General features: G+C 71.9%; 24 protein-coding genes and 5 tRNA genes. 12 read left to right on the plus strand and 17 right to left on the minus strand.

Going from position 1 to position 25,940, the window contains the following annotated elements:
- Positions 1 to 234: 234 nt before the first annotated feature.
- Positions 235 to 1,209 carry an Acg family FMN-binding oxidoreductase gene (locus tag CLT74_RS13745; protein WP_099846900.1) on the plus strand — a complete coding sequence of 325 codons (975 nt, stop codon included), beginning with the start codon at positions 235 to 237 and terminating at the stop codon, positions 1,207 to 1,209.
- 12 nt (positions 1,210 to 1,221) lie between these two features.
- On the opposite strand, the gene CLT74_RS13750 is transcribed toward CLT74_RS13745, so the two are convergent.
- The 4 genes from CLT74_RS13750 to CLT74_RS13765 all read right to left on the minus strand — a co-directional run bounded on the left by CLT74_RS13750 (position 1,222) and on the right by CLT74_RS13765 (position 6,089).
- Positions 1,222 to 2,250: an NAD-dependent epimerase/dehydratase family protein gene (locus tag CLT74_RS13750; RefSeq protein WP_099846901.1), complete on the minus strand. Its 1,029-nt coding sequence runs from the start codon at positions 2,248 to 2,250 to the stop codon at positions 1,222 to 1,224.
- 276 nt (positions 2,251 to 2,526) lie between these two features.
- The gene (locus CLT74_RS13755; RefSeq protein WP_099846902.1) at positions 2,527 to 3,540 is read right to left on the minus strand and encodes a LacI family DNA-binding transcriptional regulator; all 1,014 of its coding nucleotides are present in this window, start codon (positions 3,538 to 3,540) and stop codon (positions 2,527 to 2,529) included.
- A gap of 127 nt (positions 3,541 to 3,667) precedes the next feature.
- Entirely contained in the window at positions 3,668 to 4,705 is a 1,038-nt protein-coding gene (locus CLT74_RS13760) for a LacI family DNA-binding transcriptional regulator (RefSeq protein WP_099846903.1), read from the minus strand.
- A 91-nt stretch (positions 4,706 to 4,796) separates the two neighbouring features.
- Positions 4,797 to 6,089: an extracellular solute-binding protein gene (locus tag CLT74_RS13765; protein ID WP_099846904.1), complete on the minus strand. Its 1,293-nt coding sequence runs from the start codon at positions 6,087 to 6,089 to the stop codon at positions 4,797 to 4,799.
- Between the two features lie 251 nt (positions 6,090 to 6,340).
- On the opposite strand from CLT74_RS13765, the gene CLT74_RS13770 reads away from it, so the two are divergent.
- From CLT74_RS13770 to CLT74_RS13780, 3 genes are all read left to right on the plus strand, one after another.
- Positions 6,341 to 7,963: a glycoside hydrolase family 43 protein gene (locus tag CLT74_RS13770; protein WP_099846905.1), complete on the plus strand. Its 1,623-nt coding sequence runs from the start codon at positions 6,341 to 6,343 to the stop codon at positions 7,961 to 7,963.
- Positions 7,964 to 8,392: 429 nt separating this feature from the next.
- Positions 8,393 to 9,586, plus strand: coding sequence for a glycoside hydrolase family 10 protein (locus tag CLT74_RS13775; RefSeq protein ID WP_099846906.1), 1,194 nt, complete (start codon positions 8,393 to 8,395; stop codon positions 9,584 to 9,586).
- A gap of 95 nt (positions 9,587 to 9,681) precedes the next feature.
- On the plus strand, positions 9,682 to 10,350 hold the full coding sequence (locus tag CLT74_RS13780; protein WP_099846907.1) for a polysaccharide deacetylase family protein: 669 nt from the start codon (positions 9,682 to 9,684) through the stop codon (positions 10,348 to 10,350).
- Positions 10,351 to 10,371: 21 nt separating this feature from the next.
- On the opposite strand, the gene CLT74_RS13785 is transcribed toward CLT74_RS13780, so the two are convergent.
- Positions 10,372 to 11,448, minus strand: a complete 1,077-nt coding sequence (locus tag CLT74_RS13785; RefSeq protein WP_099846908.1) for a saccharopine dehydrogenase NADP-binding domain-containing protein — start codon at positions 11,446 to 11,448, stop codon at positions 10,372 to 10,374.
- A 97-nt stretch (positions 11,449 to 11,545) separates the two neighbouring features.
- Here CLT74_RS13785 and CLT74_RS13790 point away from each other — a divergent pair, with 97 nt between their 5' ends.
- The gene (locus CLT74_RS13790; protein ID WP_099846909.1) at positions 11,546 to 12,493 is read left to right on the plus strand and encodes a helix-turn-helix domain-containing protein; all 948 of its coding nucleotides are present in this window, start codon (positions 11,546 to 11,548) and stop codon (positions 12,491 to 12,493) included.
- Positions 12,494 to 12,540: 47 nt separating this feature from the next.
- On the opposite strand, the gene CLT74_RS13795 is transcribed toward CLT74_RS13790, so the two are convergent.
- Positions 12,541 to 12,615 (minus strand) — tRNA-Val (locus CLT74_RS13795).
- A 40-nt stretch (positions 12,616 to 12,655) separates the two neighbouring features.
- Positions 12,656 to 12,728 (minus strand) — tRNA-Gly (locus CLT74_RS13800).
- Positions 12,729 to 12,883: 155 nt separating this feature from the next.
- Between CLT74_RS13800 and CLT74_RS13805 the strand changes: the two genes are divergently transcribed.
- The gene (locus tag CLT74_RS13805) at positions 12,884 to 13,129 is read left to right on the plus strand and encodes a DUF6458 family protein (protein WP_099846910.1); all 246 of its coding nucleotides are present in this window, start codon (positions 12,884 to 12,886) and stop codon (positions 13,127 to 13,129) included.
- A 55-nt stretch (positions 13,130 to 13,184) separates the two neighbouring features.
- Here CLT74_RS13805 and CLT74_RS13810 read toward each other — a convergent pair whose 3' ends face one another.
- The 5 genes from CLT74_RS13810 to CLT74_RS13830 form a co-directional block, all read right to left on the minus strand.
- The gene (locus CLT74_RS13810; RefSeq protein WP_099846911.1) at positions 13,185 to 14,405 is read right to left on the minus strand and encodes an FAD-dependent monooxygenase; all 1,221 of its coding nucleotides are present in this window, start codon (positions 14,403 to 14,405) and stop codon (positions 13,185 to 13,187) included.
- Positions 14,402 to 14,998 (minus strand): PadR family transcriptional regulator, encoded by a 597-nt coding sequence (locus CLT74_RS13815; RefSeq protein ID WP_099851955.1) that lies wholly within the window; start codon positions 14,996 to 14,998, stop codon positions 14,402 to 14,404. The genes CLT74_RS13810 and CLT74_RS13815 overlap by 4 nt, the downstream gene beginning before the upstream one ends.
- A gap of 138 nt (positions 14,999 to 15,136) precedes the next feature.
- Positions 15,137 to 15,211: transfer RNA gene (locus tag CLT74_RS13820), tRNA-Val, on the minus strand.
- Between the two features lie 15 nt (positions 15,212 to 15,226).
- Positions 15,227 to 15,297 (minus strand) — tRNA-Cys (locus CLT74_RS13825).
- Between the two features lie 34 nt (positions 15,298 to 15,331).
- Positions 15,332 to 15,404 (minus strand) — tRNA-Gly (locus tag CLT74_RS13830).
- A gap of 176 nt (positions 15,405 to 15,580) precedes the next feature.
- Here CLT74_RS13830 and CLT74_RS13835 point away from each other — a divergent pair.
- Positions 15,581 to 16,183 (plus strand): TetR/AcrR family transcriptional regulator, encoded by a 603-nt coding sequence (locus CLT74_RS13835; protein ID WP_099846912.1) that lies wholly within the window; start codon positions 15,581 to 15,583, stop codon positions 16,181 to 16,183.
- Between the two features lie 97 nt (positions 16,184 to 16,280).
- Positions 16,281 to 16,856 (plus strand): TIGR03086 family metal-binding protein, encoded by a 576-nt coding sequence (locus CLT74_RS13840; protein ID WP_099846913.1) that lies wholly within the window; start codon positions 16,281 to 16,283, stop codon positions 16,854 to 16,856.
- Positions 16,857 to 16,905: 49 nt separating this feature from the next.
- On the opposite strand, the gene CLT74_RS13845 is transcribed toward CLT74_RS13840, so the two are convergent.
- Complete coding sequence (locus CLT74_RS13845; RefSeq protein WP_486582301.1) at positions 16,906 to 17,736, minus strand: hypothetical protein; 831 nt, start codon at positions 17,734 to 17,736, stop codon at positions 16,906 to 16,908.
- 250 nt (positions 17,737 to 17,986) lie between these two features.
- Here CLT74_RS13845 and CLT74_RS13850 point away from each other — a divergent pair, with 250 nt between their 5' ends.
- From CLT74_RS13850 to CLT74_RS13865, 4 genes are all read left to right on the plus strand, one after another.
- Positions 17,987 to 18,655 carry a 50S ribosomal protein L11 methyltransferase gene (locus CLT74_RS13850; protein WP_099846914.1) on the plus strand — a complete coding sequence of 223 codons (669 nt, stop codon included), beginning with the start codon at positions 17,987 to 17,989 and terminating at the stop codon, positions 18,653 to 18,655.
- 9 nt (positions 18,656 to 18,664) lie between these two features.
- Positions 18,665 to 19,858: a cytochrome P450 gene (locus tag CLT74_RS13855; protein WP_199172186.1), complete on the plus strand. Its 1,194-nt coding sequence runs from the start codon at positions 18,665 to 18,667 to the stop codon at positions 19,856 to 19,858.
- Between the two features lie 85 nt (positions 19,859 to 19,943).
- Complete coding sequence (locus tag CLT74_RS13860; RefSeq protein ID WP_099846915.1) at positions 19,944 to 20,873, plus strand: ATP-binding cassette domain-containing protein; 930 nt, start codon at positions 19,944 to 19,946, stop codon at positions 20,871 to 20,873.
- Complete coding sequence (locus tag CLT74_RS13865; RefSeq protein ID WP_143697161.1) at positions 20,870 to 21,622, plus strand: ABC transporter permease subunit; 753 nt, start codon at positions 20,870 to 20,872, stop codon at positions 21,620 to 21,622. Before CLT74_RS13860 ends, CLT74_RS13865 begins: the two co-directional genes overlap by 4 nt.
- Before the next feature lie 21 nt (positions 21,623 to 21,643).
- On the opposite strand, the gene CLT74_RS13870 is transcribed toward CLT74_RS13865, so the two are convergent.
- The 4 genes from CLT74_RS13870 to CLT74_RS13885 all read right to left on the minus strand — a co-directional run bounded on the left by CLT74_RS13870 (position 21,644) and on the right by CLT74_RS13885 (position 25,804).
- Complete coding sequence (locus CLT74_RS13870) at positions 21,644 to 22,321, minus strand: response regulator transcription factor (protein WP_099846916.1); 678 nt, start codon at positions 22,319 to 22,321, stop codon at positions 21,644 to 21,646.
- Positions 22,318 to 23,874 carry a sensor histidine kinase gene (locus tag CLT74_RS13875; protein WP_486582302.1) on the minus strand — a complete coding sequence of 519 codons (1,557 nt, stop codon included), beginning with the start codon at positions 23,872 to 23,874 and terminating at the stop codon, positions 22,318 to 22,320. The genes CLT74_RS13870 and CLT74_RS13875 overlap by 4 nt, the downstream gene beginning before the upstream one ends.
- 68 nt (positions 23,875 to 23,942) lie before the next feature.
- A complete protein-coding gene (gene bioD, locus CLT74_RS13880) occupies positions 23,943 to 24,680 on the minus strand; it encodes a dethiobiotin synthase (RefSeq protein ID WP_099846918.1) in 738 nt (245 codons plus the stop codon).
- Entirely contained in the window at positions 24,668 to 25,804 is a 1,137-nt protein-coding gene (locus CLT74_RS13885; RefSeq protein WP_099851961.1) for an 8-amino-7-oxononanoate synthase, read from the minus strand. The genes bioD and CLT74_RS13885 overlap by 13 nt, the downstream gene beginning before the upstream one ends.
- Positions 25,805 to 25,940 lie beyond the last annotated feature (136 nt).

Raw genomic sequence — 25,940 nt, forward strand, 5'->3', positions numbered from 1 at the left:
TCTCCCCCACCCCACCCCACCCCCACCCCGCTCCCCCACCCCTCCACCTCCGTTGATCATGAAGTTGTTGTCGTTGGGTCCGGCGTGGCGCGACAACAACTTCATGATCAACGCTTCGGTGGGGGGCGGGGTGGGGCGGGGGGCCTGGGAGTTTGGGACGTGTGGCCCTGCTGGGTGGGGGTGGGTGGGGCGCACCGTGGGGGGTGTACCAGGCGAACGCGAGGGGGCCCGACTATGGAAACCGGCTACACCGTCGAACAACTACGGGCCGCCGCCACCGACGCGGTCCGTGCACCGTCGCTGCACAATGTCCAGCCGTGGCGGTTCCGGCTGCGCGTCGGCGGGATAGAGGTACGTGTCGACCCGGCCCGGCGGCTGCCCGCCACCGACCCGAGCGGCTGGGGTGCCCGCGTCGCCGGCGGCGCGGCCCTGTTCAACCTGCGCCTCGCCCTGGCGGTGGCCGGTGCTCCGGCGACGGTACGGCTGCGCCCGTACCCGTCGGAACCGGACGTGCTGGCCCGGCTGGTACCGGACCTGCCGCGTCGCCCCAGCCCCACCGAGCAGAACCTCTACGCGGCCATTCCACGCCGGTTCAGCAACCGTGCCCCGTTCTGGCCCGACCCGGTCCCGGCCGACTCCCGCTGGCGGCTGGCTGAGGCGGCGCGTGCCGAGCACTGCTGGCTGGAGCTGCTGATCGGGGTGAGCGCCGTCAACGCGTTCGCCGAGATCGCGCGCGGCGCACACCGGGTCCTCGAACGCGACCCCGCCTACCGGGCGGAGCGCGAGTCGTGGGTACGCCCCGGACACGAGCCGGACGGCGTACCGGCCACCGCCGGCGGCCCCCAGGCCGAGCCGCAGGACCTGCTCCCGTCGCGCGGCTTCGGCGGCATCCAGCGGGCACCCGGGCGCGACTTCGAGCCGGAGCCGCTCGTGGCGGTGCTCGGCTCCGCCGGCAACACCGCTGTCGACCAGGTGGTCGCGGGCCAGGCGTTGCAGCGGGTGCTGTTGACCGCCACCGACGCCGGGCTGTCCGTGTCGATGCTGTCTCAACCGATCGAGGTGCCGTCGGCCCGCGAGCAGCTCCGGCTCTCGCTGGGACGGTTCGGCACGCCGCAGATGGTGATGCGGATCGGGTACGGCCAGCCTGGCCAGCCCACCCCCCGCCGCTCGGTGGACGAGGTGCTGGACCTGCCGGTGCACCTCGCCTGAGGTGCCCGGCCGTCAGCGGGGTGACACCTGGGGCGTGTGGTGAGTGGTCAGGGCCGCGAGCAGGTGGGCCTCCCGGGCCGGGTGCAGCCCGACCGGCTCCCGGGCCGGCCGGCCGGCACGCCCCGGCACCGAGCCCACCCGACGCAACCACGCCCAGGTGTCGGCGACGGTCTCGGCCACCGGGCGGCAGCTGAGCCCGTCAGCGTACGCACGGGTGACGTCCATCTGCTGCATCCACCGGTAGTCGTGCCCCGACGGGACCCAGATCGGCAGATCGTTCCACGGTTCCACGCCTGCGGCGAGCAGTTGCTCCGGGTCGGCCCAGCGTAGCCGGACGTCAGCTCCGGTGGCCGTGACGCAGGTGCCGAGCAGCTCCCCCATGGTGGTGTGGCCGGGGCGACTCACCACGTTCACCGCCCCACCCCGGCCGGCGACCGCGGCGTCCAGGAGGAAGATCGCCAGGTCGCGGGCGTCGACGTACTGCACGGGCAGGTCGACGGGGCCGGGCGCGAGCACGTCACCACCCCGGGCCACGCGGCGCAGCCACCATGGCAGTCGGCCGATGTCCTCACCGGGACCGAGGATCAGACCGGCCCGGGCGAGCAGCACCCGATCGCCGAGGACCGCGCGTAGCGCCCGCTCGGCACAAGCTTTGAGGGTCGGGTAGTCACCGTCGTTGACGTCCGGCGCGGCGTCGACAAGCGGAGCCTGCTCGGTCACGCCGGCCGGCACCGGCTGGGCGTAGACGGAGCCGCTGGAGACGTAGACGTAGCGTCCGATCCGCTCGGCCAGCATCCGCGCCGCCGCCTGCGCCGCGCTGGGCGCGCCGTCCCAGGTGTCGACGACGAGATCCCACTCCCCGTCGGCGAGCGCGGCCAACCCGTTGGCGGTCGTGCGGTCGCCCACCAGTCGCCGCACGTCAGCCGGGGGCGCCCCGTGCCGCCCCCGGTTGAACGTGGTCACCGCCCAGCCCCGGTGGACCGCCTCGGCGACGACCGCCCCACCCACGAATCCCGTTCCGCCAAGCATGAGGAGCTTCATGTTCCCCACCCTGCATGGTGCCGGTGGCTTCGGGACGGCCCGTTCACCGTCAGCGGATCTGCCAACAGCAGAAGCCGTCACGGCCTGTGGTCGGGCTGGTCGAAGGGTAGGTGCCGTGCCCGGCGGGCGGCGTGGGCGTCCGCCGGGCACGGCTGGGCGGTGCCGCGGGCACGGCGGGCACCACCAGCCAGTTCCTTGGTGAAAGGACGGCGAGTCTTATCGTCGGCCCCACCGGATGCGGCGTCAACAACTTCCGGAAAAATATCGATACCTTGGTCAGGCCGGGGCGGCGCTGTCCCGGATGACGAGTTCGGTGGCCAGTTCCACCCGGGGGCTCTCCACCTGCTCGCCTCGGGCCAGCCGCAACACCGTCCGGGCCGCCAGCATGCCCATCTCGGCCAGCGGCTGCCGCACCGTGGTCAACGGCGGCGAGCACCACCGCACCTCGGGCAGGTCGTCGAAGCCCACCACGCTGATGTCGTCGGGTACGCGCAGGCCAGCCTGGCGGACCGCCTCGTACACGCCCAACGCCATCTGGTCACTCGACGCGAAGATCGCGGTCGGCGGCTGGGGCAGCCCCAGCAACCGCACCCCGCCGTTGAAGCCGGCCTCGTGGTAGAAGTCGCCCGGGCAGACCAGGTCCTCGTCGAAGGACACCCCGGCGGCTTCCAGAGCGGCCCGGTAGCCGTCCATCCGGGCCCGGCTGCACATCAACTGCGGCGGACCGGCGATGAACCCGATCCGCCGGTGCCCCAGCCCGATCAGATACTCCGTCGCCCGCAGGCCCCCGGCCCAGTTGGTGGCACCGATCGTCGTCGCCTCCCGGGCGGGTAGTCCGTCGGCGTCGACGATCACCACCGGGATGCTCAACCGGCGCAGCTCGGCCTGCAGGGGCGGCTCGACCATCGAGGTCACGAAGATCACGCCTTCGGTGCCCCGGCGACGCATGCCGTCGAGCCACTGCTCCGCGGAGGAGGTCTGCCGGTGGATGGCCGACACCACGGTGCCCACCCCCGCGGCGTGCGCCACATCCTCCACACCCCGGATGATCTCCACCGCCCACGGGCTGTCCAGATCGTTGAAGACCAGGTCCACCAACCCCGAACTGGCCCGCATACTCGGCGGCCGACGCCGGTAACCATGCCGCGTCAGCAACTCCTCCACCCGCTCACGGGTCTGCGGAGCCACATCCGAACGACCATTGATCACCCGGGACACCGTCGGCACCGACACGCCCGCCAGGTCCGCTATCGCGGAAATTGTGATCTTCCGGGTGTCTCTGGCAACCACGGCACTCCCCAACCAACCGGTACGGCGACAGCCCGCACCGTGCCCGGGGCGGCCGGGGCGGGCAACCAGCCGCCCGCCCACACCCTAGTGCCGGAAATTTCACTCGACTATCGGTAGTTGGCGCAGTTCACTCCGACGACCCGCGATCTGCCTGCGGCGCGGCCGCGCTGTCCCGGATGACAAGTTCGGTGGCGAGCTCCACCCGAGGGCTCTCCACCTTCTCACCTCGGGCCAGCCGCAACACCGTCCGGGCCGCCAGCATGCCCATCTCGGCCAGCGGCTGCCGCACCGTGGTCAACGGCGGCGAGCACCACCGCACCTCGGGCAGGTCGTCGAAGCCCACCACGCTGATGTCGTCAGGCATCCGCAGCCCCCGCTGCCGGACCGCCTCGTACACACCCAACGCCATCTGGTCACTTGACGCGAAGATCGCGGTCGGCGGCTCGGTGAGCCCCAGCAACCGCACCCCACCGGAGAACCCGGCCTCGTGGTAGAAGTTGCCCGCCTGGATCAACCGGTCGTCGATCGGGATCCCGGCGGCTTCCAGGGCCGCCCGGTAGCCGTCCATCCGGGCCCGGCTGCACATCAACTGCGGCGGCCCGGCGATGAACCCGATCCGCCGGTGCCCCAGCCCGATCAGATACTCCGTCGCCCGGAGGCTGCCCGCCCAGTTCGTGGCGCCGATGGTCGGCGCGTCCTGAGCCGGCACCCCGGCCGGATCGACGATCACGGCCGGGATGTTCAACCGGCGCAACTCCGCCTGCTGCGGCGGTTCGAGGGTGGAGGTCACGAAGATGACCCCCTCCGTCGACCGGGTCCGGATGTTGTCCAGCCACTGTTTGGCCGAGGAGGAGCGCCGGTGGATGGCCGACACCACGGTGCCCACCCCCGCGGCGTGCGCCACATCCTCCACACCCCGGATGATCTCCACCGCCCACGGGCTGTCCAGATCGTTGAAGACCAGGTCCACCAACCCCGAACTGGCCCGCATACTCGGCGGCCGACGCCGGTAACCATGCCGCGTCAGCAACTCCTCCACCCGCTCACGGGTCTGCGGAGCCACATCCGAACGACCATTGATCACCCGGGACACCGTCGGCACCGACACCCCCGCCAGGCGGGCGATGGCCGCGATGGTCACTGTCCGGTTGTCGTTGGCAGCCATGCGCCCTTCCTTTCTCGCTCATCCCTTGGCACTGCCGGCGGGGGCGCCGACGAGCTGGCGTTCGGCGCCGACACGGGCCGAGCGCCGCCCGCTACTGCTTCTTCGCGACCCGGGTGATGTCCTTGACGATCTGGTCCGGCTGCTTCGTGCCGGCGATCAGCTGGGCCACGCTCTCGTTGACCTGCTGACCCACCGCCGGCGGGTACGCCTGGTCGAGATAGAGCTGGAAGCCGGTGGCGATGCCCAGGTTGGCCGCCACGACCTGGTTGTTCAGGTCCTTGATCCCGCCGGCCGCGGCCTGGTTGGTGGGCAGCACCGCACCGGTCTGGGCGGCCCGGCGCTGGTTGCGCGCCTGCAGCAGCGTCCGCAGGAAGTCCACAGTGGCGGCCGGCGCGTCGCGGCCGACCACGAAGCCGTTACCGCCCCCGAACGCGTCGGTGACCGAGCCCTTGCCATCCTCGACCGCCGGGAAGGGGAAGAAGGCGAGACGGTCACCGAGCCCACGCTTGCTGGTCGAGGAGGACGCCTGCACCGACGGTGCCCACTGCCCCATCAGCTCCATGGCGGCGTCCTCGTTGCCCATCGTGGCGGCCTGCCCGGTGTCGGAGCCGTACTCCGCACGCAGGTAGCCCTTCTGGAAGGGCTCCATGTCGACAAGTTCCCGGAGCCGCTCGCCGGCGGCGATGAAGACCGGAGTGTTGAAGTTGCGGTCCTCGGCCGCGCGCTGCAGCGCTTCCAGACCGCCGATCCGCATCGCCAGGTACGCCCAGTAGTAGTGCCCGGGCCACTTGTCCTTGCCGCCGAGCGCGATCGGGGCGATGTTGACGGCCTTGAGCTTGGTTACCGCCCCCAGCAGTTCGCTCCAGGTCTTCGGCGGCGTCTCGATGCCGGCCTTGGCGAAGTGGTCCCGGTTGTACCAGAAGCCGACCATGCCGATGTCGAACGGGATTCCGTAGATCTTGCCGTTCACCGTGTACGGCTGCAACGAGGCGGGCAGCAACTGCCCGATCCATCCCTGGACCTCGCTTGTGATGTCCTTGACCAGGCCGGCCTCGACCTGCTGCTGCAGCGCGCCGCCGCCCCACGACTGGAACAGGTCCGGGGGCATCGCCGCCTCGACCGCGCCGTTCAGCTTGGTCTTGAAAGCCTCGACCTCCAGCGGCTGCACCTCGACCGTGACGTTGTTGTGCGCGTTCTCGTACTGCCGTGCCAGATCAGCCCAGACGCTGAGCATCGGCTCGGCGTCCTGGACGTGCCACCATCTGATCTTCTGCGGGCTCGCGGAAGCGCCGCTGTCCCCATCCCCACAGGCGCCGAGCAGGAGCGCGCCGGCGCCCGCGCCGGCCAGCCCCAGCAACGACCGGCGGGAGAGGTGCGATGTCATGGTTCATCCCTTCGGGAGGCGTGATGCGCGCAGGGAGCACCACCGCGATCAGCGGCGGTCATGAAAACGGGATCGCAAGTTTCGCTTCGATACCGGTATTTTCGATGTGATGGCCGGCACGTTACGACGGCTTTGCGCCGCCGGTCAAGGGGGTGTCGCGAGCCGACGCAAGCCGATACCGTGAGCGCAATCTTGGCACTTCCGGAGTATTTCCGGGAAAAAACCGGGATCGTGACCTGAAGGAGTCGAACATGTCGACCGAGATCGCAGACGTGGCTATCGCCCGGTCGATCCGCAACCCCGTCCTCACCGGCTTCCACCCCGACCCGTCCATCCTCCGGGTCGACGACGACTACTATCTGGCGACCTCGACCTTCGAGTGGTACCCGGGCGTCCGCGTGCACCACTCGAAGGATCTCGTCCACTGGCGGGAACTGGGCGGGATCATCACCGAACGCCGCCTGCTCGACCTGCGCGGCTGCGGCGACTCCAACGGGATCTGGGCGCCCGACCTGACGTACCACGACGGACTGTTCCACCTTGTCTACAGCGACGTCTCCAGCTTCGCCAGCGGGTACTGGGACGTGCAGAACTTCCTCACCACCGCGCCGACCATCACGGGACCGTGGTCGGACCCGGTGCGGCTGCACTCGCACGGCTTCGACGCCGCGCTGTTCCATGACGACGACGGCACCTCCTGGCTGTTGGCGATGAGCGCCGACTGGCGGCCGGGCCGCGAACGCTTCGGCGGCATCGAGATTCAGCAGTATGACCCGGCCCGAGGGCAACTGGTCGGCCGACCCCGGATCATCTTCACCGGCACCGAGGTCGGGCTGACCGAGGGACCGCACATCTACCGGCACGACGGCTGGTACTGGCTGGTCACCGCCGAGGGCGGCACCAGCTGGGAACACCAGGTCACTGTGGCGCGGTCGCGGGACCTGTTCGGACCGTACGAGGTGGACCCGGCCGGACCGCTGCTCACCTCGGTCGGCCGGCCGGACCTGACGTTGCAGAAGGCCGGCCACGGCAGTCTGGTCCGCACCCAGCGTGGCGAGTGGTACCTGGCCCATCTGGTGGCCCGGCCGTACACGCCGCTCGGCAACTGCGTCCTGGGGCGGGAGACCGCGCTGCAGAAGGTCGACTGGTCGCCGGGGGGTTGGCCGTGCGTCTCCGGTCGGGTTCCGGCCGACGAGATCCCCGCCCCGGACCTGCCGGCCCACCCGTGGCCCGACGAGCCGGCCACCGACCACTTCGACGGCCCACGGCTGGGCGCCGGCTGGTCGACGCTGCGCCGGCCGGCGACGGACGACTGGATCGACATGCGTTCCCGCCCGTCGCACCTGCGCGTACACGGTGGCCAGTCCCCGGTCGGCAAGCAGACGCCGAGCCTGGTGGCGCGGCCCGTGGGTGCGGTCCGCTGCTCGCTGGAGACCGTCGTCGAGTTCGACCCGGGCGACTACCGGCACCTGGCGGGCATCACCGGTTACTACAACACCGAGAACTGGCACCACTTCTACCTGACCCGGGCCGACGATGGCCGGTCCGTCCTGGAACTGCTCAGCTGCGACGGCGGTCGCCGCACCGCGTACCCGCAGCTGACCGTCGACACCGGCGGCCGACTGCGGGTGGGCCTGCGGGTCACCTTCGACGGTCCGGCCCTGCGCTTCGCGTACGACCTGGGGGACGGCTGGCGGCAACTGCCGGTGGAGCTGGACGCGACGATCCTCTCCGACGAGCACGCGGCCCGGATCACCGACGGCGAGCCGGCGGCCTGGGGCTTCACCGGCGCCCTGCTCGGCCTCTGGGTGCAGGACATCGGCGGTGACGGTCGCTTCGCCGACTTCGACCACGCCACCTATCTCGAACACTGACCCGGTCGGCCGACGGTGTGCCGCCGTCCGCCGACCGACCCGCTGCCGGCGGGCCCTTGCCCCGGGCCGGCTCGACCCCGTCACGGAACCCGCGGGAGCGAGCCGGCCCGGCCAGCTTCCCGGGCGTGTCGGGAGGTTGACCAGGCGTCCCGGGAGTGGAGCTGGATCCGGAAGTTTCCGGTTGGAAACTGGACGTTCCAGCAGTGCCCACGGGCCACTTCCGGAAGTTTTCGTGGTTGACTGCGGCCATCGACGGGCCTAACGTTTCGGCCAAGTTACCGATCGACATCCGGAAAAATATCGGTGCCCTCCGCGACCATCTGACGGTCCGGCCACGGCACCGTTCACCGCTGCCAACCTGCTCAGCACCGGCCCGGAACCTGCACTTCATGATCGACATTTGTCGATTGAAGACCGAGAGGAACGCAGATGAAGTTGAGACGGTGGATGACCGTAGGCGCGGTCGCCGTCGCGACCGTGACGACGTTGAACATGGTGCCGGCGACCGCCGGTCGACCGTACGACCCGACCGCACAGACCCTGGGCGCCCTCGGCATGCGCCACGGCCTGCAGATCGGCACCGCTGTCAGTATGGACGCCCTCAACGACACCGCCGACCCGCGGTACCGCGAGATCACCGCGTCCGAGTTCGTCTCGGTCACCGCCGAGAACGTCATGAAGTGGGAGAGCCTCGAACCCACCCGCGGCACCTACAACTGGGGCCCGGCCGACCAGCTCGTCGAGTTCGCCAAGCGCAACCGGCAGAGCGTACGGGGTCACGTGCTCGTCTGGCACAACCAGCTGCCGCAGTGGCTGACCGAAGGGGTCGCCGACGGCTCCATCAGCAAGCAGGAGCTGCGCGACCTGCTGCGCAAGCACATCACCACGGTGGTCAAGCGTTACAAGGGCAAGATCTGGCAGTGGGACGTCGTCAACGAGGCGGTGAGCGACCCCTGGGACACCCCGCCGACCCTGCACTACAAGGGCTTCTGGGCGCAGAACCTCGGCCCCGGCTACCTCGCTGACGCGTTCCGGTGGGCCCGCGCCGCCGACCCGAAGGCGCTGCTGTTCTACAACGACTACAACATCGAGGCGTTCGGCTCCGGCAACCCGGCCGACGACAAGACCCAGTTCGTCTACGACATGGTCAAGCGGCTGCGCGCCCAGGGCGTACCGATCGACGGTGTCGGCGCCCAGGGCCACCTCGGCACCCAGTACGGCAACTTCAGCACCTTCCAGGTGACCGAGGCGCTGAAGAAGTTCACCTCGCTCGGGGTGGCGACCGCGTTCACCGAGGTCGACGTCCGCAGCCAGATGACCGAGGCTGTCCAGGCCGGCAACTCCGAGGAGATCAACCCCAGGTTGCAGGCGTCGGCGGCCAACCACAGCGTGCTGATGAAGGCCTGCCTGGCCGTGCGCAGCTGCCTGTCGTACACCGTCTGGGGTTTCAGCGACAAGCACTCCTGGGTGCCGGGGTGGTTCGAGGACCCGCCGGAGGGTCTGGCCACCATCATGGACGAGAACTACCAGCCCAAGCTGGCCTACCACGAGATCAAGTCTGACCTGATCCTCGCCGGCCCGCCGTACGTCCTGCCCCGCATCGCAGCCAAGCCCCGCCGCTGACGACCGTCACGGCGGGCGGACCAGCCATCCACCACCAGCGGGCCGTGCGGGGCGTCAATCGCCCCGCACGGCCCACCCAACGGAAGGTCCGAACGATGTCGTCCACCACGCAGCCCCTGCGTCCACCGCGTGCCGCGCCCGGGCCGGGCGCCGGACCGCCGCCGGTACGGCCCACCGAGGTGATCGGCACCGAGCGGGCCGTGTGCCTCACCTTCGACGACGGACCGCACCCGGAACACACCCCGCACCTGCTCGACATCCTGGCCGCCCACCATGTCCGGGCGGTCTTTTTCGTGCAGGGCGATCGCGTCATCGAGCACCCCGACCTGGTACGGCGGATCGCCGCGGACGGCCACGCGCTCGGCAACCACAGCATGCACCACGACGACATGGCCTCCTGGACCGCCGGCCGGATCGCCTCCGACCTGCTGGAGACCAACGCGGTCATCCGGCACGCCGTCCCGCACGCCCGGGTTCCCTACTTCCGGGCGCCGTACGGCGCCTGGGGCCAGACGCCGAGCGTGGCGACGGCGCTCGGGATGCGACCGATGGGTTGGCGGCTCGCCGTGACGGACTGGGAGCCACCCGGCACCGACGAGCTGCTGCGACGCCTGATCGAGGGCGTGGCACCGGGCGCGGTGGTGCTGCTGCACGACGGCGGCGGCGACCGCAGCCAGACCGTCGACGCCGTCGACCGGGCCATTCCGGCTCTGCTCACCGACGGTTGGCGTTTCGCCCTGCCGGCCAGCGCGGACGGGCGCTGACGGCACCCGTCCGGCGCGCACTCACCGCAGCAGGGACAGACCCGGCCCGGAGTCTGCCGGCGCGGATTCGCGCGGGACGTGCAGCGACAGGTCCGGGGACAGGGCGGCGAGGAAGTCCGGCGCGTCGAAGGCCGCACCCGCCGACGCGACACCGACGGTCCTGGTCCGGCCGGTGAGGATGCGGTCGACGGCCTCCACCGCGAGCGGCGCGCTTATCGCGTAGATGTCCTGACCGGTCGCCGCCAGACGACGCGACGTACCGCCGGCACGGACGAGAACGTCGACGACGAAGGTCTGCCCGGACCGGCCGCGCCCGTCGACGACCGTCGGAGCCGAAGTGTCCGCAGCCGACAGGTCCGCCGCCGCCGTGGACGCCATGTAGGTGCGGACCCGGGGGACGGCCAGATGACTGGGCACGGTGACGACGTCGGCCATGGTGAAGTCTCCGATGACGCGGCGCGGGCCGAGCGGTGCCGGGAAGGGCCATTCCAGGGTCGGCAGCGCGTCGTCGTGGTATTCCAGCTTTCCGCCGGTGTAGCGAACCCGGCGGTGACCGCGCCGCTGTGCCGACACCGAGCCCGAGGCGCGGGTTCCGGCGGTGGGCCGCCAGTTGCTGAGACCGTAGGCGACGTGCACCTCGTCCGCCGCCGGCCAGTCGTCCATCACCGTGGTCACCAGCAGGTCGCCGAGTCCGCCGAAGAAGGCCATCGCGGGGACCACCACGATGCCCGCGGCGCGGGCCGGCGCCGCGAAGTGCCGGAAGGTGTCGAGGTTCGCCTCGATCTCCGCCGCCACGTCGACGTACGGGATGCCGGCGCGCAACGCCGCCGCCACCAGCGCGGCGGCGGTCGACGCGAACGGCCCGGCACAGTTGATCACAGCGGTCGCGCCACGCAACGCGCGGTCGAGGGAGGCCGGGTCGTCGACCGACGCCTGCCGCGCTTCCAGCCCCGGTCGGGTGCGCGCCAGCGCCCGCAGCTTCTCCTCGTCGCGGCCGACCAGTAACGGCAGGTACCCGCGCTCGCCCAACTCATCGACCACGAACCGGCCGGTGTGTCCGTACGCGCCGAACACCGCCACCTCTGCACCCGATCCCATGCCTGCTCCCTGCTCGAAGTGATCTCCGGCATCACTCTGTCGGGGTTCGTCCGGCGGCACGAGTGTCTGGAACGACACGACCCATACAATTCCCGACATGAGCGCTGCCCCGCACTCCGTCGCGATCGCCGCCACCGACGGCATGCTCCACTTCGAACTGGCGCTTGCCTACGAGGTCTTCGGCTCCGCGCCGGACGCCGTGCCCGGCTCCTGGTACGACGCCCGGGTGTGCGGCACACACCCGGTCCGGGTCGGCCGGTTTCTGCTGGAGCCGGACCACGGCCTCGACCGGCTGGCGCAGGCCGACACGGTGATCGTGCCCGCCCTGGCAGACGTCACCGAGGACCCACCCGGCGACCTGGTCGCGGCGGTACGCACCGCCCACGCGTCGGGTGCGCGGATGGTTTCACTGTGCACCGGCGTCTTCGTGCTCGCCGCCGCCGGCCTGCTCGACGGGCTGCGGGCGACCACCCACTGGGCCCACACCACGGACCTGGCCGCGCGCTATCCCCGGGTGACTGTCGACCCGGACGTGCTCTACGTCGACAACGGTCGCGTGCTCACCTCGGCGGGCAAGGCCGCCGCCATGGACCTCTGCCTGCACCTGGTCCGCCGCGATCACGGCCCGGCGATCGCCAACGTGGTCGCGCGTCGCCTGGTGGTGCCACCCCACCGGGCCGGCGGCCAGGCCCAGTTCGTCAGCACACCGGTGCCCGCCCAGGACGGCCATCCGCTGACCGCGCTGCTCCCCTGGGTCATGCACCGGCTCGACCAGCCGCTCACCGTCGAGGATCTGGCCCGCCGGGCGAACCTCAGTTCCCGGCAGCTCACCCGCCACTTCCGCTCCGCAACCGGCACCACGCCGTTGCAGTGGCTGCTGACGCAGCGGATCCGGCGGGCGCAGGAACTGCTGGAAGGCACCGATGACAGCATCGACACGATCGCGGTGGCCGCCGGCATGGGCACGGCGACCACGTTGCGCCGACACTTCCACCGCACGGTGGGCGTACCGCCGGACACCTACCGGCGCACCTTCCGGGCTTGATTCGGGTGCCCGCGCGGGTGTGCGCTGCCGGCGATGTACCACAATGCTGGTGGGCGATACTGGGTTTGAACCAGTGACCTCTTCCGTGTCAAGGAAGCGCGCTCCCACTGCGCCAATCGCCCGTGGTGAACCGGCGACACCCGCAGGTGTGGCCGAACCGCGAGCGGACGACGGGATTCGAACCCGCGACCCTCACCTTGGCAAGGTGATGCGCTACCAGCTGCGCTACGTCCGCCTGCTCCCGTCAAGCGCCGGGAACGGGCCTACTGTACCCGACGGCAAGATCGCCTGTGGCGCCGCCCCCCGGGACGCCGGTGATTGCGCCGCTCATCCCCCGGGTACAGACCTTCCTCGACAGCACACCGCACCCCCCGGACAAAGGAGGCTGTCGTGGGTATCGGCACCAGCATCTTTCTGTTGGCGCTCGGCGCCATCCTCACCTTCGCGGTCAACGCCAGCATCGGTGGGCTCGACCTGGACGTGGTCGGGTGGATCCTGATGGCCGCCGGCGTGCTCGGCCTGATCATGACGACGCTCGTCTGGGGCCGCCGTCGGCAGACGGTCGCCACCACCACCGAGGAGCCGGTGGAGTACCGCCGGGTCGAGGAGCGTCGGGACATCGCACCGCCACTGTGACCGGCAGCGGGCGGTGGCGGTCACCTGAGGGTGGCCGCCACCGCCACGCGCCGGCTCAGGCGGAGCCGACAGCCAGTTCCGTGGTGACCGGCGCGTCCCAGTCGATCCGGTAGCGCTGCTCCGGGCCGAGGGTCCGCTCCGGGTTCAGGAACGTCCGCAACGCCAGCGGCATCATGAGCCGCATCATCCGTCTCCCGACCGGCCCCACGGTCTTGGTGGAGGTGGTCTGCCGGCCCCGCCGGAGGACCTTCTCCACCCGCCCGCGACGCAGCCGCTCGTACGCGTCGAACGCGGCCGGCAGTTCGGCGTGGTCCCGCAGGCAGCGGGCCAACTGCACAGCGCTCTCCACGGCCAGCGACGCACCCTGACCGGAACTGGGTGACGGCGCGTGCACCGCGTCACCCACAAGCACCATCCGACCGCCGTGCCAGTGCGGCACCGACGGCATGCTCTCGATCGATCCGATCGCCACCAGGTCGTCCGGTTCGGTGTGGGCGAGCACCTGCCGGGCCGGCACGTCGTCGGCGAACGCCTCACGTAGCCGGTGCAGCCACTGCTGCCTCGGAACGCGGCTCGCCTCGGCGTAGCTGGTGGGCCGGCGGTCCGGGACGTTTGCGAACCAGGCGGTACGACCGTCGGGCTGCACCCAGTAGCCGAAGAAGGCCCGGGTGCCGAAGACGAAGTACATGGCCTCCGGATCGGCGTCGGGCACCGCGTACCGGGCCGCCCCGCCGAGGTTCAGCAGCGGCAGCACCTGCGGCGCGGGTGCCTGCGGGTCGATGAGCGTACGCACCCGGGAGCGGATGCCGTCCGCGCCGACCAGCAGGTCGGCGCCGGCGGTGGAACCGTCGGCGAATCGGGCGAGCACCCCGTCGTCGCTCTGCTCGGCGTCGACGAGCCGCTTGTCGTACGCGAAGTGCACGCCCTGGGCCTCGGCCTGTTCGCGCAGCACCCGGGCCAGGTCGTCGCGCCACAGCCCGAGGGTGACCGGCTCCACCGCCACGTGCGGGAAGGCACCGATGCGGCCCCCGCGACCGTCGGTGACCACGGTCCGTCGCATGGGCAGGCCGACGCCCTCGACGGCCTGTTCCGCACCGACACAGTCCAACGCGGCCAGCCCGTTGGGCGCCAGGGTCAGGGTGACCCCGCTCCCCTCGGTCACCGCCGGGTACGCCTCGTGGACGGTGGCCTCGATGCCGGCGCGACGCAGCGCCATCGCGGTCACCGGACCGGCGATCCCGCCGCCGATCACCAGCGCGGTTCGGACGGCTGTCATACCCGACCCCCCATGGTCTCCTGCCAGGACTTCGCATAGTCCGGCTGTTTGAGTGACTCGATCAGCTCGGTGACGAACCTGCGCTCCGCCTCCAGCAGCGCGAGCGCGTACTGCTCCTCGACCAGGAAGATCCACGCGACGCCGTCGGCGCGGGCCTCGTCCATGGTCGTGCGGGTCTCCTCGATCCGGCCGGCCAGCGCCGCCGACCGGCGGCGCAGCACCTCGACCGCCTCGTCGGGCGGGAGCAGGCTGAGCAGTGACAGCGCCACGGCGAAGTGCGGATACTCCGCGCGCGGCTGGGCGAGCAGGGAACGCAGCCAGTCGTGCACCTCGTGTCGGCCCGCTTCGGTGATCGCGTAGACCGTGCGCTCGGGCCGGGCGCTGTCCCGGACCGTCTCCTGCGCGGTGACGAAACCGGCCCGGTCGAGTTGCTCGATGACCATGTAGAGCGAGCTGCGGGTGTACCGGATGTGCCGGTCCTTGCCCGTCTGTTTGAGGCGGCGGCCCAACTCGTAGGGGTGCATCGGCTCCCACAGCAGCCAGGCCAGCACGGCCAGGGCCAACGGGTTGGGCACTCTCCGACGTCGCTCCACCACACCTCCTTTAGTCAGGACTGACTATCCAGCACTGACTAAAGCAGCGTCAACCCCGGGTCGGGCGACAGGCGTACGGTGACACGCGAAAGGCCCGCTACCGGATCTCCGGTAACGGGCCTTGTCTGCTGGTTCTTATGGTGGGCGATACTGGGTTTGAACCAGTGACCTCTTCCGTGTCAAGGAAGCGCGCTCCCACTGCGCCAATCGCCCTTGCCGTTCTTACCGAGGTGGGGACGGGATTTGAACCCGCGTACACGGCTTTGCAGGCCGTTGCCTCGCCTCTCGGCCACCCCACCGAGGTTGCCCCCGTCACGCGTGGCGGCAGCTCCGAGCGGACGACGGGATTCGAACCCGCGACCCTCACCTTGGCAAGGTGATGCGCTACCAGCTGCGCTACGTCCGCACGCCCCCGGGCATTCCCGGTGACGGATGAGAACTCTAGCCGAGCGGCGGAACGGATGCCAAATCGGGCTCCCGTCCCGGCGAGTCCGGAACTGTCCGGCTTCCGACTGTCGCAAGGCGGATCAACAGGGGTTTGGTGACCGGCCGTATCCGCCTCGATCGGATACGGTGACGGGCGTGACGAGACGTGCGGCCGAGATCCGCCTGGATGCCCTGCTGCGCACCGCATGTGACGTGATCGGGCAGCGCGGGTTGGCGAACACCCGCACCGCGGACGTGGCGCAGGCCGCCGGGGTGAGCCAGGCGCTTGTCTTCTACCACTTTGCCACGAAGGAACGGCTGCTCGCCCAGGCCTTCGCGTACGCCGTCGAGCAGGATCTGGCCCGGCTCGACGCGGTGACCCGCTCCAACGCCCCACCGCTGACCAAGCTCCGCCGGATCCTGCGCCTCTACACCCCGGCCGGGCGGGCCACCTCCTGGTCCATGTGGATCGACGGCTGGGCGGAGTCGCTGCGTACCCCCGAGTTGGAGAAGGTCTCCCGCAAGCTCGACCTGCGTTGGCGGCAGGACCTCGCCACGGTGATCTCCGACGGGGTCCGGGAGGGCATTTTCGTCTGCACCGACCCGGCCGGCGCCGCCTGGCGGATCAGCGCCGTGATGGACGGCCTGGCGGTGCAGCTCGCGGTGCACGACCGGGTGATCTCCCGCCGGCAGTTCGCCGAGTGGGTGCGCCTGGTGACCGCCCGCGAACTGGGACTTGACCCAGCCCAGCTGGAGTAGGCAGCGCCGCCGCCGGCACGGCGGCGGGCCCGCCGAGGGTTACCCCCGCCACCGAATCCGGCGGGTTACCCGCGCCCCCTTCGGGAACAACTGCGACATGGAGCTGCTGAAGACCTACCGGCGCAGCCTGGCCGAGTTCACCGACCGGGTGGAACAGGTGCACCCCGGCCAATGGTCGGCCGCCACCCCCTGCCCCGGCTGGGACGTCCGCACACTTGTCAACCACGTGGTCAGCGAGGAACGCTGGAGCGTGCCGCTGCTCGCCGGGCGCACCGTGGACCAGGTCGGCGACCGCTACGACGGCGACCAGCTCGGCGCCGACCCGATCGGGACCGCCCGCGAGGCTGCGGCGCAGGCCGAGGTCGCCGCCACCAGTCCGGGCGCCCTGGACCGGGCGGTGCACCTGTCGGCCGGCCCCACCCCGGCCGAGGAGTACCTGCACCAGTTGCTGGCCGAACACCTCGTACACGGCTGGGACCTGGCGGTGGCGATCGGCGCGGACCCGACGATGGACGTGGACGCGGTCGCCGAGGCGGCCCGCTGGTACTCCCGTCACGTCGAGGACTACCGACGTGGCGGGCTCGTCCAACCCGAGGTCACACTGCCCGCCGGGGCCGATGAACAGGACCGGCTCCTCGCCGCGTTCGGCCGCGACCCCGACTGGGCACCGTGACGCGGCGCCACGGTGGGGGCGGACCGGTCCGCCCCCACCGTGGCCCAGGTCAACTCAGGTAACCACCGTCGCGGGGCACCGTCCGCCACCGGCTCCGTGGGGCCGACCGCCGTTCCCAGCCTCCGGGCGTCGGACCGCCGGCCTCGACCGCGGCCTCGGGCTCACGAGTCAGCTGCCGCAGCCGCAGCAGCAGGCCCACCCCGAGGAAGAGCAGCAGACCGCCGAGGAGGAAAGCCACCTCGGTCAGGCCGAGCCCGCTACCTGTCTGGTTTCCGGCCGCGTCGGCGGCCGGCGGATCGACAGCCCCACCCGCGTATCCCGCGTCGTCGGCAGGAGCGCTCTCCTCCTCGGTCGGATCGACAGTCGGCACCTCGACCGGCTCCTCCGTCGGATCCACCGTCGGTGCCTCCGACGGGGTCGGTGCCGCGGTGGTGGGGCGAGCTTCCACGCCGCGACCCACCACCTCGCGGGTCGCCGTCTGGCGGGACAGCAACCGCAGGTTCCGGTCGTACGCCTCGGCGGCGAGACTCACCCGTCCCCGGTCGACGTCCCGGGCGAACGCGATCCGGTACTGCGCGGTCACGGTACGCCCCGGGCAGAGTGTGCCCGGGTCGAGCTGACGGTCGGTCAGCCGGGCCGAATCACCCTCGGCACGCACCTCCACCGGGAACGAGCCGGTCTCCTCGATCCGGTCCACCCGCACCTGGTCCAGTCGCAACCCCTGCACACCCAGCACCATCGACCAGCGCACCTTGATGCAGTCACCCTGGTCGGAGCGGGACACCACAGCGGAGACCGTCGCCACCCGCCCACCGGCGGTGAACTGCTCCGGCAGGCCGCCGAGTTCGGTGGCGAACGCCGCATGCGCCGGCGTAGCCATGGCAAGGTCCACCCCGGTGAGACATGCCAGTGCCACCCCGATCCGTAGCGTGTGACGCCACAGCCTCTTCACGATCCGTCCTCCCGTTGGTCGCCTCCATTCGCAACGCTAGGAGCGCGGGACGCCACCCGGTAGACGGGCGTGTTCGCACGGACCGTGAAGCGAGATGCCCGTTTTCACGTACGGTATTGAACCGGTAACGGATCACCCGCGACACGCCGGGCGCGGTGACTCGGTGCACAATCACCTGATGTCCACGCTCTCCGCCGCTTTCGTCCGGCTGCACGCCCGGCTCGCGCCCGTCGCCTTCGTGCCCGAGGTGCGGCTGCACCAGGCGGATGAGCCGATCGGGCTGTGGGAGCTGACCGAGGGCGAGTTCCGCAGCGACAGGCCGCCACCGTTCTGGGCCTTCGCCTGGGCCGGCGGGCAGGGCCTGGCCCGCTACGTCACCGACCATCCGGAGGTCGTCGCCGGGCGCCGGGTACTCGACCTGGCCTCCGGCTCCGGCCTGGTGGCCATCGCCGCCGCCCGGGCGGGTGCCGCCGCCGTCCGCGCCGTGGAGGTCGACGAGCTGGCCGTCGCGGCCGTCGCGCTCAACGCCGAGGCGAACGGGGTACGCGTCGACGCCGAACTCGGCGACATCCTCGACGGCGACGCGGGTGACGCGGAGGTGATCCTCGCCGGCGACGTCTTCTACAGCGGGGCGATGGCCAACCGGGTGGTGCGGTTCCTGCTGCGCGCCACCCGGGCCGGGGCGTCGGTGCTGGTCGGCGACCCGGGACGGGCCTTCCTGCCCCGGGAACGCTTCGCCGAACTCGCCTCCTACGACGTGCCGGTCAGTGAGGCGCTGGAGAGCGTCCAGGTGAAGCGCACCACGGTGTGGCGGTTGCGCGCCGGCCGCCCGGAGACGGCCGACTAGCGTGACGCCGTGCTGTTCCGCAGCTGGGAGCAGGCCCCGACGGCGACCGAAGGCACCGGGGCCGGTGGTGGCGTCACCCGCTGGCCCGACGTGGCCCGGGTCGCCGACCACGTGGGCGTCGAGCACCTGCTGGTGACCCGGCACGCCCTGGTCCGCCAGGTGCTCGCCGACCCTGCCACGTTCCGACCCGACAACGCGCTGGACGCGGTCACCCCGATGCCGGTGGCCGCGCTGCGGGTGCTCGCCGCCCACCGGTTCCGGCTGCCACCGACCCTGGCCAACAACGGCGGTGTCAGTCACCCGGGAATCCGCGCCCTGGTCGCCGAGGCGCTGCACCCGATCCGGGTAACCGCCCAACGCGACTGGCTGGCCACGCTGGTCCGCCAGCGGGTCACCGAACTGACCGCCACCCTCGACACCGGCGCGCCTGTCGACCTGCACGCGGGACTCTCCGCCGACCTGCCGCTGCTGGTCCTGGCCCGGCTGGTCGATCTGCCCGACGCGCCGGTCGCTGCGGTGAAGGAGTTCGCCCGCGCGGCGCTGGAACTCTTCTGGGCGCCGCTGGACGCCGACCGGCAGCAGGCGCTCGCCGCCGAGGTGGGGCGCTTCCACGGACTGCTGCGGGAGTTCGCGGCCACCGGCGACGGCCTGGCCGGAGCCCTGCGGACCGCCGGGCACCCGCCCGACGTGGTCGTCGGCGCGCTGTTCTTCCTGCTGGTCGCCGGGCAGGAAACCACCTCACAGTTCCTCACCCTGCTGCTGCACCGGCTCACCGGAGAGCCGGCGGTGCTCGCTGGGCTGCGCGACGGCTCGGTGAACGTCGCCGACGTGGTCGAGGAGGGGTTGCGGCTGGAACCTCCGATCGTCACCTGGCGACGGGTCGCCGCCGTGGACACCACGCTGGGCGGGACGGTGGTGCCGGCGGGCACGAGTGTGGTGCTGTGGCTGGCCCGCGCCGGACGCGATCCGGCGGTCGTGCAGTGGCCTGACGAGTTCCGCCCAGGGCAGCGCGGCTCACGCCGGCATCTGGCCTTCGGGGCGGGCGCGCACCGCTGCGTCGGCGACCAACTCGCCCGGATGGAAGCGACCACGCTGGTGAGCGAGGCCGCACCGCTGCTGACCGGGGTACGCGTGGTGCGCCCGCCCCACTGTCCCGACAATCTCACCTTCCGGATGCCCGACACCTTCGTCGTCCGCCGCTGAACCGGGCGTGAGTTGACGAAAGTCAGTGCCGGGTGGTGCCTTTCGGGCACGGTGGGCCGGGCCGTCGCGGACCTACCGTCCGGACATGATTACGTTACGTGCGTTGACCAAGCGGTTCGGGGAGACCACTGCTGTCGACGAGCTGACCGTCGACATCGCTCCCGGCCGGGTCACCGGCTTCCTCGGGCCGAACGGCGCCGGCAAGTCGACCACCATGCGGCTGATCCTGGGACTGGACCGGCCCACCGCCGGCCAGGCGCTGATCGGCGGACGGCCGTACCGCGAGCTGCGCCGGCCACTGCACGAGATCGGTGCGCTGCTGGACGCGCGGGCGCTGCATCCCGCCCGCTCCGGCCGGGCCCACCTGTCCGCGATGGCCGCCAGCAACGGCATACCCGAACGCCGGGTGGACGAGGTGCTCGCCACCGTCGGGCTTGACGACCGGGCGGCGGCGAAGCCGGCTCGCGCGCTCTCCCTCGGCATGGGTCAGCGGCTCGGCATCGCCGGTGCCCTGCTCGGCGACCCGCCGGTGCTGATGTTCGACGAACCGGTCAACGGCCTCGACCCGGACGGGGTGCGCTGGATCCGGCAGCTCAGCCGGTCCCTGGCCGCCGAGGGCCGGACCGTGCTGATCTCCAGCCACCTGATGAGCGAGATGCAGCAGACCGCGGACTGGTTGGTGGTGCTCGGCCAGGGCCGGCTGATCGCCGACGCGCCGACCGCTCAGGTGATCGCCGGTAGCGGACTCGCCGTACGGGTCCGCAGCCCGCGACCGGCCGGGCTGGCGGCCCTCACCGACCGGCTGACCGCCGCCGGTGCGGTGGTCGAGTCCGGCGGTACGGGCGAGCTGACCGTCACCGGCAGCACCGTCGAGCGGGTCGGCGAGCTGGCGTACGAACTCGGGCTGCCGCTGCACGAGTTGGCCACGCACGAGGCATCCCTGGAGCGGGCTTTCATGGCCCTGACCGCCGACCACGTCGAGTTCGCGGCCGGCGCGGGAGGTGCGGCGGCATGACCACGATCCGCGCGGAGTGGACCAAACTCTGGACGGTCCGCAGCACCTGGTGGACGATGCTCGCCGCGGTGGTGCTGATGGCCGCCACCGCCGGGCAGCTGGCGATCTACGTCGCCAACGGCAACACGAACGACGATCCGAGCGACGACGCCGGGGGGGTCCCGGTGGGGACCGTCCTGATCGATTCGCTGGAACTGGTCCAGTACGCCGTGCTGGCCCTCGGCCTGCTGATGATCACCAGCGAGTTCACCACCGGGACGATCCGGACCACCTTGCAGTGCACACCGTCGCGGGGTCGGGTACTGCTGGCCAAGGCGGTCGTGACGGCGGCCGTGACCTTCGGGCTCGGGTTGCTGCTCGGCGGGGCCGGCGCACTCGTCGCTTCGCCGGTGCTCGGTGAATGGGGAGCCGCCCCGGCGGCCGGCACCCTCCGCGACGTCGTCGCCCTGGCGGCCTACCTGGCGTTGATCGGTGTCTTCGCGCTCGGCCTCGGCGCCGTGCTGCGCAGCGCGGTGCTGACCGTGACGGTGCTCCTCGCGGTACTGATGATCGTGCCGTTGTCGTTGCGCGAGCCGGACATCACCGCGCTGCACCGGATCGCCGACGCCTTTCCGGGCGAGGCCGGGAGACACCTCCTGGCCGGCGACGGGCAACCGTACCCACCGGTGGTCGGGCTGCTGCTGCTCGCCGGCTGGGCCGCCGTGGCACTGCTGGCCGGCCGAGCGGCGCTGCGCAGACGCGACGCGTGAGAGGTCAGGCGGGGCTGGTTCCTACTCGACCGGTTCGACCAGCCCCGCCTCGTACGCGAGGATCGCCGCCTGCACCCGGTTACGCACCTCAAGCCGAGTGAAGATGCTGGTCAGGTAGGTCTTCACGGTGCCCTCGACCAGATACAACCGGCGGGCGATCTCGGCGTTCGACAGTCCCGCCCCGACCAGCGCCAGCACCTCCCGCTCCCGGGTGGTCAGTCCGGCCAGCCGATCCTCGGCCAGCGGTCGACGGGCGACCCGGTCGCCGCCCAGTTCGATCACCCGGCGGGCCACCGTCGGAGACAGGTACGCGCCGCCACCAGCTACCGCGTGTACCCCGGCGATCAGTTCCCGCGGGTCGCCGGACTTGAGCAGGAAGCCGCTCGCTCCGTGACCCAGTGCCCGCGCCACATGGTCGTCCTCGCCGAACGTGGTGAGCATGATGGTGGCCGTCTGCGGCACCGACCGGCGGATCTCGGCGGCGGCGGCGAGCCCGTCCAGCTTCGGCATCCGGATGTCCAACAGGGCCAGCCGAGGTCGGTGGGCCCGGACCAGTTCCACGGCCGTCCGGCCGTCGCCGGCCTCGGCGACGACCTCGATGGCCGGGTCGGTGGCCAGGATCGCCCGGACCCCGGCCCGGATCATCACTTCGTCGTCGGCCAACAGCACCCGTACCGGCGCCAACGGGACACTCGTCATTCGTTCATCCGCTCCTTGCTGACCAGCCGCCCGTCGACGAAGCACAACCGCCACGTCGGTTGGGCCAACGGGAAATTGCCATCGGTGTAGTACTCGCAGTCCGGCCGGGCCCCGGCGGGCCGGTCGACCTGCCGGGGCGGCAGGCCGATCAGGTCGCCCCGGGCGACACCCACCGGCAGTTCCTCAAAGGTGCTCCGGTCCAGCACCGTGCCGACGGTGGCGACCGGGTAGTAGATCAGCGACAGTGCCAGCGTGAGGCCGACAGGTGCGCCGAGCGCCACCAGCAGGCTGCGCCGGACCTGCCGGCGGGCTGCCGCGCCAACCGGGTTGCCGCCGGCGGCAGCAGCCGAGCCGGCCGGAGCCGCGTCGGGCAGGTCGATCACGTCGGGCCGGGCCGCGAAGGCGGCGTCAGCGTTGGTGGCGGCGGTGGATACGGGTAGCCGGGCTCGGACGGCGAAGCCGCCCTGCGGGCATGCCCCGGCGGTGAGCGAGCCACCGGCGAGCCGGACCCGTTCGGCCAGGGCGAGCAGGCCGGAACCGGTGGCGGGCGGCCCCGGCAGCGGACCGGCCGGCGGTGACTCGTTGACCACCTCCACCACCACACCGTCCCCCCGCCGGACCAGACTGACAGTCACCTCGGCTCCGGGTGCGTACCGGGCGGCGTTCGTCAGCGCCTCGCGGACCAGCCCGTACGCGGCGTGCGACGTCAACTCGGGCAGGGCCGGCGGCGCCTCATGCGGATCCGGCGACATGCTCCGTAGTTCCAGCCGCACCGCCATGCCGGCCTCCCGCGCGCCGTCGACCAGGTCGGCGATGTCCTCCCCGGCGGGACGGGTGGTGACCGGTGCGCTCTCCTCACGAAGCACCCCGATGATTCCGTGCAGCCGCTCGGTCGCCTCGGCCACACTGGCCCGCAGCTCACCGGCGGCGGCGCGGTGCCGGGAGTCGAGGCCGTCGGCGAGTTCCAGTGCGGCGGCACGCAGCGCGATCAGGCTCAGCGCGTGCCCGAGCGAGTCGTGCATCTCCCGCGCGATGCGGGCCCGCTCACGCAACCGGATCCGTTCCGCCTCGCCCTGGCGTTCGTGCGCGCGGGCCTGCTCGTAGCGGCGACCGGCGTCGACAAGCTCGGCCTGTTGCCGCCGGTATCTGCCGATCAGCCAGGGAAAAACGCCTGCGAAGAGCAGCACCGTGGCGAGCAGGAACCAGGTGGCCATGCCGGTGCCGAGCAGCCCGAGATTGAGCACCGTGCCGCCGGCCGCGATCAGTGCGAAGACCGCGGCCACCGGCAGCGTACGTGAACTGCGTCGGCCGGCCAGGTAGCTGAACACCGGGATGGCGAAGACGAAGTTGCCGTCGAGCAGCGTACCGAGCACCACCACGAGCAGGGCGACAAGCGGCAGGCGCCGACTCACCGCGACCGCGACGCCGGCCCCGCCCAGGCCGATGAGCAGCGACACCACGGCATCACGGGAGTGTGGCGGAGTGGCACCGACGTACCCGAACGGCGCGGCCAGCACCGCCCAGAGCAGCAGGTCACGCCACCTCTTGTGCACGACGGTCACGCTACCCACGCCCGGCCGGGGTCGACACTGACGAAAGTCAGCAGGTCGGCGGGGTCGGCTCAGGTGGTCTCGTCGGCCCAGGCGCGCCAGTCGTCGAGGACGCCGTACAGGGCCGGGGTGAGCCAGCCCGGCGCGGAGCGCCGGAACACGCCCGGGTCCATCGACCCGGCGCCGGCCGGCAGCGCGCCGAGCAGATTCGGCAGCAGGTCGCTGAGGTTTGCCCAGTGCACCAGCTCCGGCTCGGCCGGCCAGGCGCCGATCACCACGCCGGCCGGCACCGCCCGCCGGTCCAGGGCCTCCAGGGTGAGCGCTGTGTGGTTGAGGGTGCCCAGACCGGCACGGGCCACCACCACCGCCGGAGCGCCGAGCGACACGGCCAGGTCGGCGACCGTCCAGGGCTCCCCCGAGGGACGCAGCCCCATCGGTACGAGCAGCCCGCCGGCCCCCTCGATCAGCACCAGGTCGTGCTTGTCCGCCTCTTCCCGGACGGCGTCCACCGCGTTGTACAGCTCCAGCGGTGGCAGCTCGGCCACCCGGGCTGCGGCCAGCGGCGCGAGCGGGTCCGGGAAGCTGGCCAGCGTACGCCCGGTCATCGGGGCGGCCAGCCGGGTGACCACCTCGACGTCACCGGGATCGCCGGTGGCCGTACCGGTCTGGCCGGGTTTGACCACCCCGACCCGCAAACCGGCCGCCTGCGCCGCGGCCGTGATCGCCGCGGTCACCACGGTCTTGCCGACCTCGGTGTCGGTGCCGGTGACCAGCACCGGTCCGCGCCATTGATCCGTCATGGCGCACATTCCACGATGACCTCCAGGGCGTGCTCGAAGTCCGCTCGCGGCACCCCGGCGCTGATCGTCAGGCGCAGCCTCGACCGGCTGTCGGGGGTTGACGGCGGGCGGAAACAGCCGACCGCCACCCCCCGGTCCCGGCAGGCGGCGGCCCATGTCGTCGCCGCCTCCGGGCCCGGTGCGGTGACCGAGACGACGGCGGCGTCGGCAGCGGAGACGTCCAGGCCGGCGGCGCGCAGCCGGTCGACCGCGAGGGCCGACCGCTCGACCAGCTCGGCGCGCAGGCCGGCACCGGAGCGGGCCAACCCGACGGCGGCCTGCACCCCGGCCGCCACCGCGGGCGGCAGGGCGGTGTCGTAGATGAAGGTCCGCGCGGTCTCGACCAGGTGCCGGACGAACTCGGCCGGGCCCGCCACCAGGCCACCGGCCCCGCCGAGCGCCTTGGACAGGGTCGCGGTGATCACCACGTCGGGCGCGCCGGTCAGCCCGGCCTCGGCGACCGCGCCGGCCCCGTCCGGGCCGATCACGCCCAGCGCGTGGGCGTCGTCGACAAGCAGCAACGCGCCGTGTTCGCGGGCGGTGGCGTGCAGCCGTGCCAGCGGAGCGATATCCCCGTCCACGGAGAAGACCGACTCGGTGACCACCACCGCCGGGCGGCCCGGAGCAGCAGCCAGGGCGGCGGCGACCGCAGCCACGTCGGCGTGCGGGGTCACCACGGTCTCCGCACCGGAGATCCGGCAGCCGTCGATGAGTGAGGCGTGATTGTGCGCGTCGGAGATCAGCAGCGTACGGGGACGCACCAGCGCGCGGATGGCGCCCAGGTTGGCCAGGTACCCGGAGGAGAAGACGAGCGCCCGGTCGGTGCCGAGCCAGTCGGCGAGCGTCTCCTCCAACGAGTGGTGGGCGTCGGTGGAGCCCCGGACCAGCCTCGATCCCGTCGCACCCAGCCCGTACGCGGCGAGGGACCGCGCCGCGGCGGCGATCACCTCGGGATGCGCGGCCAGGCCCAGGTAGTCGTTGCCGGCCAGGTCGACCACTCGGTCGGCGGCGGTACGCGGGTGCAGCCGCCGGGTCAGCCCCGCCTTCGCCCGCAGCTCGGCGCGGCGGTCAAGTGCCGCCAGCCAGTCCGCCACCGCCACGTCCCTTCCCCGCCGGTTCCCGCCCGTCAGGCGCTTCCGCCGGGCGAAGTTACCACCCGCCGCGCCTGCCCCGGCGTGGCGTGGCACGGCTCGCCGCACCACGCCGGCGCGGCTCCGGGCCCACCGTCCG

This window comes from Verrucosispora sp. CNZ293, assembly GCF_002754655.1.

Coding starts and splice junctions, on each gene's coding strand:
- CLT74_RS13765 (WP_099846904.1), bottom strand. CDS start 6,089: ATGACATCGCACCTCTCCCGCCGGTCGTTGCTGGGGCTGGCCGGCGCG.
- CLT74_RS13770 (WP_099846905.1), top strand. CDS start 6,341: ATGTCGACCGAGATCGCAGACGTGGCTATCGCCCGGTCGATCCGCAAC.
- CLT74_RS13860 (WP_099846915.1), top strand. CDS start 19,944: ATGATTACGTTACGTGCGTTGACCAAGCGGTTCGGGGAGACCACTGCT.
- CLT74_RS13810 (WP_099846911.1), bottom strand. CDS start 14,405: ATGACAGCCGTCCGAACCGCGCTGGTGATCGGCGGCGGGATCGCCGGT.
- CLT74_RS13850 (WP_099846914.1), top strand. CDS start 17,987: ATGTCCACGCTCTCCGCCGCTTTCGTCCGGCTGCACGCCCGGCTCGCG.
- CLT74_RS13790 (WP_099846909.1), top strand. CDS start 11,546: ATGAGCGCTGCCCCGCACTCCGTCGCGATCGCCGCCACCGACGGCATG.
- CLT74_RS13750 (WP_099846901.1), bottom strand. CDS start 2,250: ATGAAGCTCCTCATGCTTGGCGGAACGGGATTCGTGGGTGGGGCGGTC.
- CLT74_RS13870 (WP_099846916.1), bottom strand. CDS start 22,321: ATGACGAGTGTCCCGTTGGCGCCGGTACGGGTGCTGTTGGCCGACGAC.
- CLT74_RS13845 (WP_486582301.1), bottom strand. CDS start 17,736: ATGGCTACGCCGGCGCATGCGGCGTTCGCCACCGAACTCGGCGGCCTG.
- bioD (WP_099846918.1), bottom strand. CDS start 24,680: ATGTGCGCCATGACGGATCAATGGCGCGGACCGGTGCTGGTCACCGGC.
- CLT74_RS13775 (WP_099846906.1), top strand. CDS start 8,393: ATGAAGTTGAGACGGTGGATGACCGTAGGCGCGGTCGCCGTCGCGACC.
- CLT74_RS13780 (WP_099846907.1), top strand. CDS start 9,682: ATGTCGTCCACCACGCAGCCCCTGCGTCCACCGCGTGCCGCGCCCGGG.
- CLT74_RS13760 (WP_099846903.1), bottom strand. CDS start 4,705: ATGGCTGCCAACGACAACCGGACAGTGACCATCGCGGCCATCGCCCGC.
- CLT74_RS13745 (WP_099846900.1), top strand. CDS start 235: ATGGAAACCGGCTACACCGTCGAACAACTACGGGCCGCCGCCACCGAC.
- CLT74_RS13865 (WP_143697161.1), top strand. CDS start 20,870: ATGACCACGATCCGCGCGGAGTGGACCAAACTCTGGACGGTCCGCAGC.
- CLT74_RS13785 (WP_099846908.1), bottom strand. CDS start 11,448: ATGGGATCGGGTGCAGAGGTGGCGGTGTTCGGCGCGTACGGACACACC.
- CLT74_RS13840 (WP_099846913.1), top strand. CDS start 16,281: ATGGAGCTGCTGAAGACCTACCGGCGCAGCCTGGCCGAGTTCACCGAC.